The sequence below is a fragment of the Novosphingobium mathurense genome, from assembly GCF_900168325.1.
GTDB lineage: Bacteria > Pseudomonadota > Alphaproteobacteria > Sphingomonadales > Sphingomonadaceae > Novosphingobium > Novosphingobium mathurense.
Window position 1 is genome coordinate 43,022 of the sequence record NZ_FVZE01000013.1, and the last position, 15,001, is coordinate 58,022.

Consider the following 15,001-nt stretch of genomic DNA (forward strand, 5'->3'; position numbering starts at 1 on the left):
ACCGGGGAGAGGATTTCATGCACCGTATTTCACTTGCCTCGGGGGTGCTTCCCGAGTTCGGCCCGGTCGACGTCGTGGAGGCGGCCAGCGCAGCCGGCTTCGACGAAGTCGGCATCTGGGTCGAGCCGGGCGAATGGACCGAGCAGACCACGCGGGATACCCGCGCTGCGCTGGCTGCGACGGGCCTGCCCGTGCTCGATGTCGAGGTTGTCTGGATCAAGCCGGACACGTCGCTCGACGTTCACAAGCGCGTACTCGATGTGGGCATGGAACTGGGAGCGAAGAACGTCCTTTGCGTTTCCTCTCATCCCGATGCCGCGGCGACGGTGGAGCATCTAGCGGCGTTGTGCCGCCATGCCGAGGGCACGGGAATGCGCGTGGCGCTGGAATTCGGGATCTTCACCGAAGTGAAGAACCTGGCCCAGGCGCTGGGAATTCTCGACCGGGTGGCCCATCCGTTGCGTGCCGTGCTGATCGATCCGATCCATGTCGATCGTTCGGGAACCACCGTGGCCGAGATCGCTGCGATCGACCGGGCGTTACTTCCCTATGCCCAGTTGTGCGATGCGCGGGCAGTACGGCCCGATCCCAACGATTTCGATGCCGTGATCATCGATGCCATCGATCTGCGCGAGCAATGCGGGGAGGGCGTGTTGCCACTGGCGGCCATGCTGGAAGCACTGCCGCCGCAGATCCCCCTGTCGATCGAGTTGCGCTCTGCGGCTCTGCGCGAGGCGTTTTCCCACCCGGCATTGCGGGCAAAAGCGGTGGCCGACGCGACGCGCAGTTTTCTGGAGACGCTGGCATGACCGTGACCGTCATCACCCTGCTCAAGCGCCGCGAGGGCATGAGCCGTGAGGATTTTCGCGCCTATTACGAGAACAGCCATCGCCATATCGGCGAGAAGGTGCTGGCTGGATACGCGACCCGCTATGTCCGCCGCTTCCTTGCGCCCACGGACGGGGTGGACCAGACCTGCGATGCCGATGTGGTGATGGAGATCGATTTTCCCGACGAGGCCACGCGCGATGCCTGTTTTGCCGCGATGAGCGATCCGGAAACGATCGCGATGATCGTCGAGGACGAGGAAAGGCTCTTCGACCGCTCCCGCATCCGGACCTTCAGCGTGACGGAAGCGGCCTCGGACCTGCCTCCCGTCGGCTGAAAGCCCGGATCGGTGATGCCGATCAGTCTTCGGCGGTGTGCATCGTCGTATATTCGCGGCGGGTGAACAGCCATTTGCCATCGATCTTCGCGAGTTCGTCGACATACCGGCCCCGCACGCGAAGCGTCTTCTTCGTTGCCGGATCCTCGAAGATTTCCGAAGTATAGGAGATCGATTTCGCACGATCGCCCTCGACGTCGATCTCGCCGGGATGGGCGACGTAGATCATCGGCTTGGTGCAGTTGTCGAGGCCGTAGTGCTTCATGGACTCGACCCAGCCCGCAACGATCGCCTCCTTGCCGGTGAAGCCGCCAAGGTCGGGATACTCGGGCAGGGCCCAGTAAGCGTCGTCGGCCCAGGTCGCAGCCCAGGTCTCGGCGTCCTTGGTCATGACGCCGTGGGCATAAGTCTCGATAGTCTCACGAATGAGGACGCGGTCTTCGAAATTGCCGGTAAAGGCCATTGCTTCGGTTCCCCTTACCAGGCGTGTTGTTCGCCGTTCCACTTGTAGAAGTCGCCCGACTTGTCGAGCGTCCAGCCTTCGGCGAGGGCGATAATCTGGCTCGCGCTTTCTTCAGGACTGATTTCGGCATTGGGGCCACCCATATCGGTCTGGACGTAGCCGGGGTGAAGCAGGCCGATGACGATGCCACGGTCCTTGAGGTCGATGGCTGCCGAGCGCATCATCCGGTTGAGGCCGGCCTTTGCTGCGACATAAGGATAATATCCGCCATATGGCCAAGTCGACGCGGCGAGCTGGCTCGAGAAGTTGATGACTTTCGAACCTTCGCTCATGCGCGGCAGGAAGGCGAGCATCACCCGCATCGGTCCCTTGAGCATGATTTCGATAGTGTCGTCGAAGTCCTTCCAGTCCATGGCTTCGAGCTGCGGGGAGGGTTCGCCAAGGACACCGGCAACATTGTAGAGAATGTCGATCGGGGTATCCCCGGTGGAGGCAGCGCCGGCCGCGACCGAAGCGTCGTTGCCGACGTCCATTTCATGCACGGTGACCTGTCCGCCGGAGCTTTCGGCCAGAGCGTTCAGCTCGCTTGCCCCTGCCGGGTTGCGCACCAGCGCGAAGACGCGGTCGCCTTTCGCGTAATGCTGTTTGACGAGTTCGAGGGCGATGCCTCGACCCGCTCCGGTCATTGCCACATTTGCCATCAGGGTTTCCTTCCTTCGAGCCAGTCATTGAGCACTTCATGAAAGAAGCGCACGCGCGTTTCCTGGGCCGGCAGGTACGCGTCGGTATAGCCGCGCGAATGCATGCCGGCCTGCATGCCTTCGGCAAGTTCCATGTCCTGAAAGACGATCTGTCCGGTTAATTCGGGGATGCCCTTGCCGTTGTCGAAATCGCGGTGTTCGCACTCGGCGACTTCGCGCAGCGGCTTGGGGCCGGCCATGACCGATTCCACCATTTCCTGTCCTTCGACCGGGAAGGCCATGCACCACAGGTCGAAGTAGCACTTTTCCGGGTCTTCGGGGTGCGGTTCGCTGCGAAAGAAGACGAGGTTGTCGGGCAGGAAACTGATCGTCACATTAGGGAAGATCACCGTGTGAGGACTGTCGGTGATCTCCTCGTCGTCCATGTGCTCATAGTGCACATAGCCGCGCTCTTTCCATTCGCGCTGCTTGGCCGCCTTGAGATCGAGCCATCCCTGCATCGCCATTTCCTCATAAGAGGCGTAGCCTTCGGGATCGATGCCCCAGGCCTGCAGGATCATCTTGTAGGGGTGCGGCTGGTCTGCCGGCAGTCGGTCGGACAGGGACGGGCGCATCGGCTGCACCGTGCGGCCATGGCCGTTGGGCCACATCTCATGCCTGGCGGTGTCGACGTCCTGATCGATCCATGGCGGCACCTGCGGATGCGCGGTACGGGTGTGATAGCTCTCGGAAAAATTGTCGGTGACGAACTTCCAGTTCGCGTTGAGCGCGATGCGATACCAGGCAACGCGCACGGCGGTGTCCATCGGATAGTTCTTGTACACCTCGGGCATCGGCGCGAGGTATTCGTAGAGCGAGGGGCCTTCCTTGGCCATCGTGTACCACACGAAGCCGCCCCAGATCTCGCAGCGCAGTTCCTTGAGGCCGAGCTTCCCGCAAGGATTGCCCTGCGGGAAATCGATATCGCTGTCCTGGGCGTGGATCAGCTTGCCGTCGATGCCATAGCGCCAGCCGTGATAGGGGCAGGAAATCGCATCGACCGAGGACATGCCCTTGACCATGCGCATCCCGCGATGCGCGCAGGAATTGTAGAAGGCGCGAACCGAGCCGTCTTCCTGCCGGACGGCGATCACCGATTCCTTCATGAAGTCATGGACGACGAAATCGCCGGCCTCGGGAATGTCCGCGGTACGTCCGGCGATGTGCCAGATGCGCGTCCACATCATGCCCCATTCGCGCTGCATGAATTCGTGCGAATAGTAGCGATCGCCGGTGATGGGATCGCCGCGCAGGTTGGATGGATCGCGCCCGTCGAGCGGGGCTTCGAAGTCGGCCGGCTTGTTCATGGGACCTCTCTCCCAATTCGATTCGTTATGCTTCGAAGTCTGGAAGAGGACTGAGCCTTGCGACACCTGTCATATGTGAGAGAAAGCGGGTCGAGGTGCCGGTTTTTTCAAGCGAGGCAGAAAATGGGCGCTTCGATCGATCTCCTAGCGCCTGTCGTAAAGCTCCTGAATGGTGTGCGAAGCAAAGCGGCGCAGCACTTCCATGCGCCCGGTGCCGTCGTAGATCGGTTTGTGCAGGACCATGCCCATGTGCATCGCGCTGATGAAATCGTGCGACAGTTTCAGCATGTCCCAGTGATCCTTCCATTGCGGGAAGGCCTCGATCATCTCGCCGGTCCAGACTTCGTCGAGGCGGCGCGAGGCGGGATTGAAGATGGCCGCAAGTTCTGCGTCGGTGCGCGCGGCGACCGTGAGTTCCAGATAGGCCGCGTACTCCCGGCTTTGTGCCGAGCGCCAGTGCGCTTCGCAGGCCAGTTCGATGATCGCTTCGCCCTGGCGGTTGGCTAGGATGTCGAAATAGTCCGACAGGTAGGCGCGCATCCGTTCGAAGACGACGTGTTCGACGACTGCGCTCACCAGTTCCATGCGCGTCTGGAAATGGTGGTGCATGGCCCCGCGTGAAACGCCGCTGCGGGTGGCGACGGCGGCGGTGGTGAGGCCGGTATAGCCGTGCTCGAGGAGGCAATCGACGGCGGTCGAAACGAGGCGTTCCCGCATCTTGGCGCTCTTGCGCTGCTGCCATTTCGTCGGCGGCTCGGACACGTGATCCGGTCGCAGGGCGCTCAACATACGGTCCTGCAATGCTTCGATCGTCATTCTCACCCCCGAATTTTGCGCCGGATTTTGCCCAGGCAGGGCCTGCTAGCAGCACCTAATCAAAGTCGCAGGTTAGCAGACGTCGCAAGGTATAGCATAAAAACCGGCAGGGGAGCCGGTTTATTTTCGGTCACCCCGAATTTCCGAATCCACGCATCACAAGTGTGGGCGGAAGAACGAGAGGGGAGTGAGAGGCATGAAGAAGGCATTATCATATCTGTTGCTGGGAACCTGCTGCGCCGCCATCGTGCAGGCGCCGGCCCATGCACAACAGAGCGAAGATTCCACCGGCGGTCTGAAAGAAATCGTCGTTACCGCGCAAAAGCAGGCGCAAAGCCAGCAGGACGTTCCGATTTCGGTGACTGCGGTCACGGGCGAGACCCTTGCCGCAGCGCAAGTCAACAACGTCTCCGACCTGGCCAATTCGATTCCGAACGTGCAGATCAACACGTTCTCCAACTCTCCGGATTCGGCTGTCTTTACCATTCGCGGTGTCGGTGTGAACGATGCCGATCCTTATGTCGGCACGACGGTTTCGGTGGTGGTCGATGGGGTCGTCGTCGGCGTCAACACCGCAGCGCTGCTTTCGCTGTTCGACATCGACCGGGTCGAAGTGCTGCGCGGACCGCAGGGCACGCTGTTCGGCGCCAATACGACAGGCGGCGTCATCAACGTCGTGACCAAGCAGCCGACGGGCGAACTGGGCGGCGAATTCGAAGCCGTGTACGGCAACTACAACCATCTTGAGCTCAATGCCGCGCTGAACTTCCCGATCACCGATAATCTTTCGGGCAAGATCAGCGTCCTGCACAATTCGATGGACGGCTACTTCCGCAACTACGCGGACAATCGCCGCATCGGCGAGCGCAACATCACCTCGCTGCGCGGCTACCTCAAGTATGCCGAGGGCAATTACGATGCGACCCTGATCGGCGAATACGTGCGCAGCCGCAATGGCTCGCAGACGGGCATCCTGCTCGCCGGCCCGGGTGAACTGTTCTATGTTCCCGGTGAGACCGAAAAGGCTTTCGATTTCAAGCGCGGCCTCAGCTACGATCAGCCTGACGCGAACGACCGTAATACCTATACGGTCACGCTGACGCAGAACCTGTCGACCGGCATCGGCGACTGGACGTCGATCACCAGCTATCGCGATTACGACAACGATCTCTACTCGGATGACGATGCGACCACGTTGGTGCTGCTGCAGACGCATCGCCGGATCAAGCATCACCAGTTCAGCCAGGAGCTGCGCGACCTGGTCAATATCACCGACACCACGCGCCTCATCGTGGGCGGCTATTACTTCCGCCAGCACTACACGCTGGACCAGCAGGGCAAGCTCGACGGCTTCCTGCCGGGCCTTGGCCAGCCGCAGACGCAGGAGCAGACCAACTGGTCGATCTCCGGCTTTGCCCAGCTTTACCAGGACATTACGCCCGACCTTCGTCTGCAGGCCGGCATTCGCTATAGCCACGAAAAGACCGATGCGGTCTCCACGACGGCCAATACGATCAATCCGGACGGCGTCGCGACTTTCGACGATCCGCTGATCCCGGGCTCGCTGATCGTCGCGAGCGGCAAGAAGGCATGGAACAACGTCGGCTGGAAGGTCGGGCTCGACTACAAGGTCACGCCCGACGTCATGCTCTACAGCTACTATGCGCGCGGCTTCAAGTCGGGCGGCTTTACCGGACGCATCGTCGTGGCCGAGGACATCGGTCCGTTCGATCCGGAAAAGCTCGACACGATCGAGGCCGGTTTCAAGGCCGACCTGCTTGACCGTCACCTGCGCGTGAACCTTGCCGCGTTCTACAACTTCTACAAGAACATGCAGGTGGTGCAGAACATCACCTACCCTTCGGGTGCGAACTCGGCCTCGATCGCCAACGCGGGCAAGGCCGAGACCAAGGGCTTCGAACTGGAAGTCACCGCGGCCCCGGTCAACGGCCTGACCCTGACCGGCGCACTGGCCTACCTCGATGCCAAGTACAAGGAATACGACACCCAGATACTGGACCCGGCGACGGGTGGTCTCGTTCCCGCTTCCTATGCGGGAAACAGCCTGATGAACTCGCCCAAATGGAACGCGTCGTTCGGGGCCAACTGGCAGATGGCGCTTGGAAATGGTACACTGACCGCGAACGGCCAGTACACCTATTCCAGCTCCAAGTTCACCAGCTACACGAACCTGCCTGTGGAACGTGTCGGACCGGTCGAGTTGGTCAATGCCAGCCTGAACTGGGGGCCGGACGATGCCGGCTGGAAGATCGGCCTCTACGGTCGTAACCTGTTCGACGAGAAATATTTCAACCAGAAGCTGAGTCTGGCCGGCATCGGTACGCTGGCCTCGCTCGGAACGCCGCGCGAATATGGCGCGACCTTCCGCTACAGCTTCTGAAAATGGGAGAGGCAAGGTTGCTCGATAAGACGCAATCATCGGGCTTCGACCCCGTCGCGCAAATCCGCGACCTTGCCGCTTGCCGCAAACCCGATTTCGGCCCGCAATGCCGCTGGCCAGCCCCCGGGAATCGAGAAGGACCCAGATCATGAACGTTCAGGCCAATATCTCACGCTATTCCAAGGAATTCGATCAGCCGGTTCGGGGCGATACGATCACCGCCGACCGCTACATCTCCAAGGAGTGGATGGACAAGGAGATGAAGCACCTCTGGCCCAAGGTCTGGCACCTGGGCGGTGTCCTTGCCGAACTGGAAGAGCCGGGCGACATCATCCGCCACAACTTCGCCAAGGAATCGGTGATCATGGTGAAGCAGGAGGACGGCTCGATCCGTGCTTTCTACAATTCCTGCCCGCACCGCGGCAACCGCCTCGTCCTTGGCGATGCCGCCAGCGTTCCGCGCATCGTATGCGGCTACCACAACTGGACCTTCGATCTCGACGGGACCCTGGCCAAAGTGCAGGATCCGGACGACTTCGAGGGCGGCAGCCCCTGCGGCCAGGTGCACCTGTCCGAGCTTCGCTGCGAGACCTGGGGACCGTTCGTGTTCTGGTGCATGGACGATGACGTCCCGCCGCTGCTGGAATGGCTCTCGCCGTTCCCCGAGCGCCTGAAGGGTTACGGCCTCGACAACTGGGTGCGCGTGCTCAACCTGTCGGCAGACTGCGAGTTCAACTGGAAGATCATCCGCGACAACTTCAACGAATCCTACCACCTGCCGACGATCCACCCGGAACTGTCGACCTTCATCAACGACGGCCTTCCCGACACACTGTTCGAAATGTACCCGTCGGGCCACAACTCGATGTGGATGAAGGGCCATCAGGCGACCACGCGGCAGGACTTCCACACCACCGAGGTTCCCGCCCCGCTCGACGAGATCGCGGCCGCCTGGGGCATCGACCCGGCCGAGTACAACGGTCACACCGGCGACCTGCGTCAGGCGATCATCGAGGCCAAGCGCAAGCTCGGGCCGGGCCGTGGCTACAAGAACTACGACGATATGACCGACCAGCAACTGGTGGACTATTTCCACTGCACGCTGTTCCCGAACCTCACGATCACGATGAGCCCCGAGCAGTGCCAGATCCTGCGCACCGAACCGCATCCCACCGATCCGGAAAAGTGCGTGTTCCAGCACTGGTGCCTCTATCCGCCGGTCGAAGGCATGAAGGAAGTCGATACACCGATCGGCAGGTTGCCGTTTCGGCATGACGCCGAGGCCCGCCACTCGGTCTATGGCGATGGCGTGAGCCTTGGCTATGTCGCCGACCAGGATCTGTCGATCGGCACCAGCCAGCAGCAGGGCCTCAATTCGCGCGGCTTCAAAGGCTGCATTCTGCCGGGTCAGGAAAAGCGCGTGCAGCGGTTCCACGAACTGCTGAACGACATGGTCCAGAACAAGGACTGATCCGATGAAACTGCCCGCTCCCGGTGTCCCGGGGCGCCATGTGATGCAGGTGGCGCTGATGGTCGACGATATTGAGACCGCCTGCACGCGCTGGACCCAGACTACCGGGATCGGGCCGTTCCTCGTCGTCCCGCACATCGAGGTCTCCGAATACGCCTATCGCGGCAAGAAAGCCGCGGGCCTCGATTTCTCGGTCGCCATCGCCCAATCGGGCGGTGTGCAGATCGAGCTGGTGCAGCAGCATTGCGACAGCCCCTCCGCCTATCGCGACACCATCGCGAAAGGCGAGGGGGGCTTTCACCATCTCGCCATCTATACCGACGATTACGACGCGGTTTACGCCAGCTACATCGACCAGGGCTTCGTGACTGCGGTCGACGGCGAGTTCGGCGGCTTCCGTTTCAGCTACATCGATACCAGCAAGTCGATTGGCTGCATGATCGAGCTGATCGAAGAGAACCCGATCCAGACCGATTTCTTCGAGCGCGTTGCCGCAGCCGCAGATGGCTGGGACGGCGTGAACGATCCTATCCGCCCCGGATTTCCTGCCGAGGCGCAATAACCAGAACAAAACACAAGAAAACCCGACCCGGTGCGTAGCGGAGAAGACCGGGACAGAAGGAAAGTCTGCCATGACAAGATACCTCGAAGTCCCAGAAAAGGCCGCTACTTATCCCACGCACCCTTCCGCCCAGTTTCCCAGGGCGCGCGGGGATGCGATTACCGGCGACCGCTATTACTCCCGGGAATTCGCAGACCGCGAATGGGAGCACATGTGGAAGCGGGTTTGGCACGTGGGCGGGCGCGAAAGCCAGCTCGAGGAGCCCGGCGATTTCATCACGCACAACTTCCGCCATGAATCGGTGATCATGATCCGGCAGGAAGACGGCTCGATCCGCGCCTTCTTCAACGTCTGCCAGCATCGCGGCAACCGACTGGTCAATGTCGAGGAAGGCGGCGTCGCCAAGCACCTGACCTGTCCGTACCACAACTGGAAATGGAACATTAACGGCGCGCTCGACGAAGTGCAGGACCCTGAGGACTTTCCCCAGGGCAACCCTTGCGAGAAGCTGCGGATGAAGGAAGTGCCCTGCGAAACCTGGGGCGGCTTCGTCTTCTACAGCTTCGATCCCAATGCGCTGCCGCTGCAGGAATACCTCGATCCGGTGCCGCAACTGCTTGCCAACCGCGATCTGGCGAACTGGAAGCGCGTCGTCTGGCTGACCCTGCGCGTGAACACAAACTGGAAGTTCGCCTCGGACAACTTCAACGAGTCCTATCACATCCCGGCCGTGCATCCTCAGTTCCAGCCGATGATCGACGACCACTATTCGACGACGATCTTCGAGATGTACCCTCAGGGGCACAACCGCATGATCGAGAAACTGCAGCCCTCCAGCCGCTACGAGACTTCGGTCAACGTCATGCCGCTGTGGGCCGACGTGCTGAAGGAGTGGGATCTCGACCCGGCCGAATTCGAAGGCAAGGCGCAGGAAGCGCGCAAGGCCCTGCAGGAAGCGCGGCGCCGGCTCGGGCCTGCGCGGGGGCATCATCACTTCGCGAAGATGAGCGACGATGAACTGACCGACCAGTTCCATCACACCTGCTTCCCCAACCTCACGCTGACCGGGACGCCCGAGGGCCTGCACATGTTCCGCACCGAACCCGATCCGGAAGACCCCAACTGGTCGACATTCGACTACTGGTACATGGTCCCCGAGATCGAGGGCGCCGACGAAGTCGCCACGCTCTATGGCATGCGTCCCTACGAGGAAGCCGAGCACGAGACCGCGCTGTTCGGTGAGAAGAAGGCCGCGATCGCGCAGGGCGATTTCCTGTCGCAGGACCTGTCGCTGGCCGTGACCCAGCAGAAGGGCCTGCAATCGATGGGCTTCGACCGGGCCTACCTGGCCGAACAGGAAACCCGCATCAGTCGCTTCCACGAGGTCATCAACGATTACCTCGAAGGGCGCCGCTGATCGCCTGACATTCCCCTTGGGGTCGGCCGCCGAACGGGTTTCCGGCCCCTCTTTTCAAGATACCAAACCTGAGAGGATTGCTGCAGATGACCGCTTGCCCGATCGAGGACCGCCTTGCCATTCAGGACCTGCTGGTCTCCTACGCTCACGCGGTGGACAGCCTGCACGACATCGACGGCATTCTCGATGTCTTCGTGGAGGATGCGGTGTTCGACCTTTCGGGCATCAACTTCCCCAGCCTCAACGGGCATGGAGAGATCCGCGGGTTCTTCGAGGACACTTTCGAGGCGATGTCCGCCCATGCCCATTACCTGACCAACTTCGCGATCACCGCCTATGACGGCGATACCGCGTCGATCCGTGCCTATGTGATCGGCATGGGCAAATACAAGGCGGGCGGCGGGATCACCGTGAACGGCCGCTACTACTTCGACGTCAAGCGCACCGATGCGGGCTGGAAGGCCACGCGCTACACGATGGACTTCCTCATTCCGATCGAGGCATGATCGTGTCCGGGACGGCCAGGATTGCCGGAAAGGTCGCACTGGTCACCGGGGCGGCCTCCGGTCTCGGCGAGGCGATTGTCCGTCGTTTCGTTCGGGAAGGCGCGCATGTCGTGCTGGCCGACATCGACGAGGCAGGCGGTCAGGCGCTGGCCGATGATCTGGGCAGGGCGGCGGCGTTCGTCAGCCTCGACGTCACGAGCGAGCCACAGTGGATCGCCGCCTTCGAACGCGTCGAGGCGCTTCATGGCCGGATCGACGTGCTGGTCAATTGCGCGGGGATCACCACCATCGGTTCGGTCGAGGACCTCGCGCTCGATGCCTTCCGGCACGAGCTGGACGTGGATCTTGCCGGCGTATTCCTGGGCTGCAAGCACGTCATCGCGCTGATGAAGCGCACCGGCGGGTCGGTCATCAACATCGCCTCGATGGCGAGCATTCGTGCCGCGCACTACCTAGCCGCCTACAACGCGGCGAAGGCGGGCGTTACGCACATGACCAAGTCGATCGCACTGCACTATGCCCGCGAGAAGTACGGCATGCGCTGCAATTCGGTGCACCCCGGCGTAATCCATACGCCGATCCTCGACAAGGTGCTGGCGCAGTCGGACAATCCCGACGCCCTCTATGCCGAATGGGTAGCCGGCCATCCGATCGGCCGCATCGGCAAGCCCGAGGAAGTGGCAGCCCTGTGCCTTTATCTCGCCAGCGACGAGAGCGCCTTTGCCACTGGCGCGGAATTCGTCATCGACGGGGGCTCGTCGCTTTAGATCGGCAGGATTTCCGGCGTCTCGTGGATTTCCAGGATCTCGAACACGTTGCCGAAGAAGTCGCGGCAGTAGGTTCCCGAATAGCCGTGTTTGGTCCCGTCGGCATCGACGGTGATCGATGACATGTCGGGCGGCGCATGGACCGGCAGGCCCGCCGCGACGATGCGTTCGTGCACGGCTTCCAGATCCTCTACCTGTATCGCAAAGTGCGTGTAGCCATATTCGTTGACCCCGCGGCCGGGGGCGAGCGGGGCTTGCCTTGGGGCACTGTATTCGAAGACTTCGATCTGGACGTTGCCGAGGCGGCAGAAGAACTGCCTTGCGGCGCTGCCTTCGAGGCCCACGATCCTGTCGATGAAGGGATTGTCGGCCCAACTCAGCGGCTCGACTTCTTCCACTGCGCCGAGAATATCGAAATAGAACTCGCGAGCCTTGTCGAGGTCGGGAACCGACACGCCGATATGGTGGACGCCGATTACGCCGGGCAGCTTGCGGGACATTGCGCGGGATCCTTCACTTGGCATTGCAGGGCGGGAGCCGATGGTGCAGGCGGCTCCCGTTGCATCGCGATCCGGGGTCAGACCTGGCTGAAGCCTCCGTCCATCACGAGTTCGTCGCAGGTCATGAAGCTGGAGGCCTCGCTGGCGAGGAACACCACGCCGCCGGCCATTTCATCGGGCCGACCCATCCTGCCGATCGGATGATTGGCGAGAATGCCCTGCATCGCGACTTCGCGCGAGGGTACGGCGCCCATTTCGACGTAGCGGTCCATGATCGAACCGAGCATCGGCGTGTCGATGCCGCCGGGGTGCACCGAGTTCACCCGGATGTTGTAGCCCAGCGCGCCGAACTCGGCGCCAAGGCACTTGGTCAGCATCTTGATCGCGGCCTTGCTGGTGCAATAGGCGGCGTTGAACGGCGCGCCGCGCAGGCCGCCCACGCTCGAGAAATTGATGACCGACGCGCCGGCCTTGCGGGCCTTGCCGCCAGCCTTGAGCAGGTCGAGCATGATCTGCGTGCCGATGATCGCGGAATCCACGTTGATCGCGTTGACCTTGTGGAATTCGGACAGCGGCGTGTCCTCGAACTTCGTCACGATGGAGAAGCCCGCATTGTTCACCAGCGCGTCGAGACGGCCATAGTTCTCGCGCACCAGTGCTTCCACCGCGCGCCAGTCGGCCTCGCTGGTGACGTCGTGCCTGAGGTAATGGTCCGCGCCCTCGATCTCTGCACTGTCGCGCAAGTCGGTGGCGATCACGGTTGCGCCGGCGGCCTTCATGGCCTTGACGATTTCACGGCCGATGCCGCCGGCCGCGCCGGTGACGACGGCGACGACGCCGGGAAGGGCGATGGTCATGGTCTTATCTCTCCCCTTGTTGAGGTTACTGGGCGGTCCAGCCGCCGTCGACGACGAGTTCGGCGCCGGTCATGTAGGAACTGTCCTCGCTGGCGAGGAAATATACCGCGCTGGCCAGTTCCGAAGGATCCGCCAGGCGGCCGATCGGCGTCTTGCCGGCGACCATGTCGACGAGGTCCTGCGCCTTTTCGGCAACGCCGCTGTCAACCCAGCGCTGAAAGCCTTGCGCAAGCAGGGGGGTGACCACGAAACCCGGGTGGAGCGAGTTGGCGCGGATCGGCATCTTCTTTTCCGCGAATTCGACGGCGATGCCCTTGGTGAACATGCGCACGGCGCCTTTGGTGGCATTGTAGGCGGAAACCTCGCTCATGCCGACAAGGCCCATGATCGAGCTGACGTTGATGATCGATGCGCCGCCTTTGAAGTCCTTGCCGCTTTCGGCCATCATCGGGACGAAGGCGCGGGTGCCCATGAAGACACCGTCGACGTTGATCGACATGATGCGCCGCCAGTCCCCGTCGGTCAGGCTTTCGACCGGACCGGTCAGGTCGGTGCCGGCATTGTTGACCAGGATGTGCAGCTTCCCGTGGCGCTCGGCGACAGTGGCGCGCGCGCGTTCCCAATCCTCGCTTTTGGTGACATTGGCCTGGACGTAGCTGGCCGCCTGTCCGAGCCGTTCGACGGTCGAGGTGGCAAGTTCGCTGTCGGGCGCATCGAGGTCGGTAATGACGACTTCCGCGCCTTCGGCCAGGAAGCGTTCGACGCAGGCGAGGCCGATGCCGCGCAGGCCGCCGGAAACGAGGGCGACGCGGCCTTGCAGGCGTTGTGAACCCAGATCGCTCATACGCCGTTCATCCCTGCAGTGCTGGCACCGTCCATGGTGAATTCGCTGCCCGAGGAGAAGCGGGCCTCGTCGGACGCCAGCCAGGCGACGAGCCCGGCGATTTCCTCGACCGTGGCCATGCGACCCATCGGAGAGAGGCCCTCATAAGCGGCACGCGTGGCTTCCGGGTCGCCCGACTTGTCGATCAGGTTCTTGATCATCGCGGTTTCGACCACGCCCGGCAGGACGGCGTTGACGCGGATCTTGTATTTCTGGTTGCCTGCGTGAACGGCCGAGGACTTTACCAGCGCGAGAACTGCTGACTTGGAAACCGAATAGGCCACGAAATTGCCCATCGCCCGGTGCGCGTTCATCGAGGAATTGACGATGATCGAGCCGGTCGGGCCATCGGGATTCCTGGCCATGGCGCGCATGGCGTGCTGCACCGTGAGCATGGCTCCGGTCAGGTTCACGCCCATGATGTTGTTCCAGGCCTCGATGGTGATGTCCTCGACGCTTCCGTCGCCCGCCTCGATCCCGGCATTGGCGAATGCGATGTCCAGTCGGCCATGCTCCTCGAGGATGCGGTCGATCAGAGGTCCCCAGGCCGCAGCGTCGGTCACGTTGTGCTTTTCGAACCGCGCGCCGGTGGCAGCGCAGAGTTTCTGCGCGGCGGCCTCGTTCGAACCGGTGAAAATGACCTTTGCACCTTCGGCGGCAAGCCGCTCGACCGTGCCCGCGCCGATGCCCGAAGTGCCTCCGGTGACCAGCGCGACCTTGCCTTCAAGCCGTTTGCTCACGGCAGTCTCCCAAAAAATTTCATTCCAAAGGCAACATGGCCGATCCCGGCCGTGGAACAACCTATGATTTCGGCAAGGTGACTATGCCTTCACGCTGGTCCAGACATGGGCCAAACAGGGAATTCCATTCTTGGGAGAATGCAGAGAAATGGCTGACCGGGACCCCGAAGTGAAACTGGGCGAAGACCGCAGCGAAGGTATCACCTGGGCCGAACTGATGGCCACGGATTCGCGAACGCCGCCGAAGATCCTGACCGAAGAGAGCTATACCTATCGCGGCTCCGACCCGATCCCTGCCGAGCGCTACACCGGCGAGGAATTCGCGAAGCTCGAACGCGAGCGCATGTGGCCTTACGTCTGGCAGTTCGTGGCACGTGAAGAGGACCTGCCCGAACCGGGTGACTTC

Annotated in this window: 16 protein-coding genes and 1 pseudogene; 9 read left to right on the forward strand and 8 right to left on the reverse strand. The window is 62.0% G+C overall.

Annotated features, from left to right (window positions below):
• Window positions 1-17 precede the first annotated feature (17 nt).
• Both B5483_RS21040 and B5483_RS21045 read left to right on the forward strand, forming a co-directional pair.
• Window positions 18-809, forward strand: a complete 792-nt coding sequence (locus tag B5483_RS21040; protein WP_079731871.1) for a sugar phosphate isomerase/epimerase family protein — start codon at window positions 18-20, stop codon at window positions 807-809.
• On the forward strand, window positions 806-1,165 hold the full coding sequence (locus B5483_RS21045) for an EthD domain-containing protein (RefSeq protein ID WP_079731872.1): 360 nt from the start codon (window positions 806-808) through the stop codon (window positions 1,163-1,165). The genes B5483_RS21040 and B5483_RS21045 overlap by 4 nt, the downstream gene beginning before the upstream one ends.
• Before the next feature lie 22 nt (window positions 1,166-1,187).
• Here B5483_RS21045 and B5483_RS21050 read toward each other — a convergent pair whose 3' ends face one another.
• The 4 genes from B5483_RS21050 to B5483_RS21065 all read right to left on the reverse strand — a co-directional run bounded on the left by B5483_RS21050 (window position 1,188) and on the right by B5483_RS21065 (window position 4,491).
• Window positions 1,188-1,628, reverse strand: a complete 441-nt coding sequence (locus tag B5483_RS21050) for a nuclear transport factor 2 family protein (protein ID WP_054948263.1) — start codon at window positions 1,626-1,628, stop codon at window positions 1,188-1,190.
• A 14-nt stretch (window positions 1,629-1,642) separates the two neighbouring features.
• A complete protein-coding gene (locus B5483_RS21055; protein ID WP_054948264.1) occupies window positions 1,643-2,329 on the reverse strand; it encodes an SDR family oxidoreductase in 687 nt (228 codons plus the stop codon).
• Window positions 2,329-3,675: an aromatic ring-hydroxylating oxygenase subunit alpha gene (locus B5483_RS21060; protein ID WP_079731873.1), complete on the reverse strand. Its 1,347-nt coding sequence runs from the start codon at window positions 3,673-3,675 to the stop codon at window positions 2,329-2,331. Before B5483_RS21060 ends, B5483_RS21055 begins: the two co-directional genes overlap by 1 nt.
• A 144-nt stretch (window positions 3,676-3,819) precedes the next feature.
• On the reverse strand, window positions 3,820-4,491 hold the full coding sequence (locus tag B5483_RS21065; RefSeq protein WP_079731874.1) for a TetR/AcrR family transcriptional regulator: 672 nt from the start codon (window positions 4,489-4,491) through the stop codon (window positions 3,820-3,822).
• A 196-nt stretch (window positions 4,492-4,687) separates the two neighbouring features.
• Between B5483_RS21065 and B5483_RS21070 the strand changes: the two genes are divergently transcribed.
• The 6 genes from B5483_RS21070 (at window position 4,688) to B5483_RS21095 (ending at window position 11,615) form a co-directional block, all read left to right on the forward strand.
• Window positions 4,688-6,892: a TonB-dependent receptor gene (locus B5483_RS21070; RefSeq protein WP_054948267.1), complete on the forward strand. Its 2,205-nt coding sequence runs from the start codon at window positions 4,688-4,690 to the stop codon at window positions 6,890-6,892.
• Between the two features lie 148 nt (window positions 6,893-7,040).
• A complete protein-coding gene (locus tag B5483_RS21075; RefSeq protein ID WP_079731881.1) occupies window positions 7,041-8,363 on the forward strand; it encodes an aromatic ring-hydroxylating oxygenase subunit alpha in 1,323 nt (440 codons plus the stop codon).
• A 4-nt stretch (window positions 8,364-8,367) separates the two neighbouring features.
• The gene (locus B5483_RS21080) at window positions 8,368-8,925 is read left to right on the forward strand and encodes a VOC family protein (protein ID WP_245829499.1); all 558 of its coding nucleotides are present in this window, start codon (window positions 8,368-8,370) and stop codon (window positions 8,923-8,925) included.
• A 70-nt stretch (window positions 8,926-8,995) separates the two neighbouring features.
• On the forward strand, window positions 8,996-10,342 hold the full coding sequence (locus tag B5483_RS21085) for an aromatic ring-hydroxylating oxygenase subunit alpha (protein WP_054948269.1): 1,347 nt from the start codon (window positions 8,996-8,998) through the stop codon (window positions 10,340-10,342).
• An 86-nt stretch (window positions 10,343-10,428) separates the two neighbouring features.
• Window positions 10,429-10,848 carry a nuclear transport factor 2 family protein gene (locus B5483_RS21090; protein ID WP_054948270.1) on the forward strand — a complete coding sequence of 140 codons (420 nt, stop codon included), beginning with the start codon at window positions 10,429-10,431 and terminating at the stop codon, window positions 10,846-10,848.
• A complete protein-coding gene (locus tag B5483_RS21095) occupies window positions 10,845-11,615 on the forward strand; it encodes a glucose 1-dehydrogenase (protein WP_176168155.1) in 771 nt (256 codons plus the stop codon). Before B5483_RS21090 ends, B5483_RS21095 begins: the two co-directional genes overlap by 4 nt.
• Here B5483_RS21095 and B5483_RS21100 read toward each other — a convergent pair.
• The 4 genes from B5483_RS21100 to B5483_RS21115 form a co-directional block, all read right to left on the reverse strand.
• The gene (locus B5483_RS21100) at window positions 11,612-12,115 is read right to left on the reverse strand and encodes a VOC family protein (protein WP_054948272.1); all 504 of its coding nucleotides are present in this window, start codon (window positions 12,113-12,115) and stop codon (window positions 11,612-11,614) included. The two genes, B5483_RS21095 and B5483_RS21100, sit on opposite strands and share 4 nt — an antisense overlap.
• Before the next feature lie 77 nt (window positions 12,116-12,192).
• A complete protein-coding gene (locus B5483_RS21105) occupies window positions 12,193-12,972 on the reverse strand; it encodes an SDR family oxidoreductase (RefSeq protein WP_054948273.1) in 780 nt (259 codons plus the stop codon).
• A gap of 25 nt (window positions 12,973-12,997) precedes the next feature.
• A complete protein-coding gene (locus B5483_RS21110) occupies window positions 12,998-13,816 on the reverse strand; it encodes an SDR family NAD(P)-dependent oxidoreductase (protein WP_054948274.1) in 819 nt (272 codons plus the stop codon).
• Window positions 13,813-14,595 carry an SDR family NAD(P)-dependent oxidoreductase gene (locus B5483_RS21115; protein ID WP_054948275.1) on the reverse strand — a complete coding sequence of 261 codons (783 nt, stop codon included), beginning with the start codon at window positions 14,593-14,595 and terminating at the stop codon, window positions 13,813-13,815. The genes B5483_RS21110 and B5483_RS21115 overlap by 4 nt, the downstream gene beginning before the upstream one ends.
• A gap of 148 nt (window positions 14,596-14,743) precedes the next feature.
• Between B5483_RS21115 and B5483_RS21120 the strand changes: the two are divergent.
• Window positions 14,744-15,001 (forward strand): annotated as a pseudogene (locus B5483_RS21120) (aromatic ring-hydroxylating oxygenase subunit alpha); the annotation flags it as partial.

Bases quoted from the DNA above. Each gene is read 5' to 3' on its own strand.
- B5483_RS21040 (WP_079731871.1), top strand. From the start codon at position 18: ATGCACCGTATTTCACTTGCCTCGGGGGTGCTTCCCGAGTTCGGCCCG.
- B5483_RS21045 (WP_079731872.1), top strand. From the start codon at position 806: ATGACCGTGACCGTCATCACCCTGCTCAAGCGCCGCGAGGGCATGAGC.
- B5483_RS21050 (WP_054948263.1), bottom strand. From the start codon at position 1,628: ATGGCCTTTACCGGCAATTTCGAAGACCGCGTCCTCATTCGTGAGACT.
- B5483_RS21055 (WP_054948264.1), bottom strand. From the start codon at position 2,329: ATGGCAAATGTGGCAATGACCGGAGCGGGTCGAGGCATCGCCCTCGAA.
- B5483_RS21060 (WP_079731873.1), bottom strand. From the start codon at position 3,675: ATGAACAAGCCGGCCGACTTCGAAGCCCCGCTCGACGGGCGCGATCCA.
- B5483_RS21065 (WP_079731874.1), bottom strand. From the start codon at position 4,491: ATGACGATCGAAGCATTGCAGGACCGTATGTTGAGCGCCCTGCGACCG.
- B5483_RS21070 (WP_054948267.1), top strand. From the start codon at position 4,688: ATGAAGAAGGCATTATCATATCTGTTGCTGGGAACCTGCTGCGCCGCC.
- B5483_RS21075 (WP_079731881.1), top strand. From the start codon at position 7,041: ATGAACGTTCAGGCCAATATCTCACGCTATTCCAAGGAATTCGATCAG.
- B5483_RS21080 (WP_245829499.1), top strand. From the start codon at position 8,368: ATGAAACTGCCCGCTCCCGGTGTCCCGGGGCGCCATGTGATGCAGGTG.
- B5483_RS21085 (WP_054948269.1), top strand. From the start codon at position 8,996: ATGACAAGATACCTCGAAGTCCCAGAAAAGGCCGCTACTTATCCCACG.
- B5483_RS21090 (WP_054948270.1), top strand. From the start codon at position 10,429: ATGACCGCTTGCCCGATCGAGGACCGCCTTGCCATTCAGGACCTGCTG.
- B5483_RS21095 (WP_176168155.1), top strand. From the start codon at position 10,845: ATGATCGTGTCCGGGACGGCCAGGATTGCCGGAAAGGTCGCACTGGTC.
- B5483_RS21100 (WP_054948272.1), bottom strand. From the start codon at position 12,115: ATGTCCCGCAAGCTGCCCGGCGTAATCGGCGTCCACCATATCGGCGTG.
- B5483_RS21105 (WP_054948273.1), bottom strand. From the start codon at position 12,972: ATGACCATCGCCCTTCCCGGCGTCGTCGCCGTCGTCACCGGCGCGGCC.
- B5483_RS21110 (WP_054948274.1), bottom strand. From the start codon at position 13,816: ATGAGCGATCTGGGTTCACAACGCCTGCAAGGCCGCGTCGCCCTCGTT.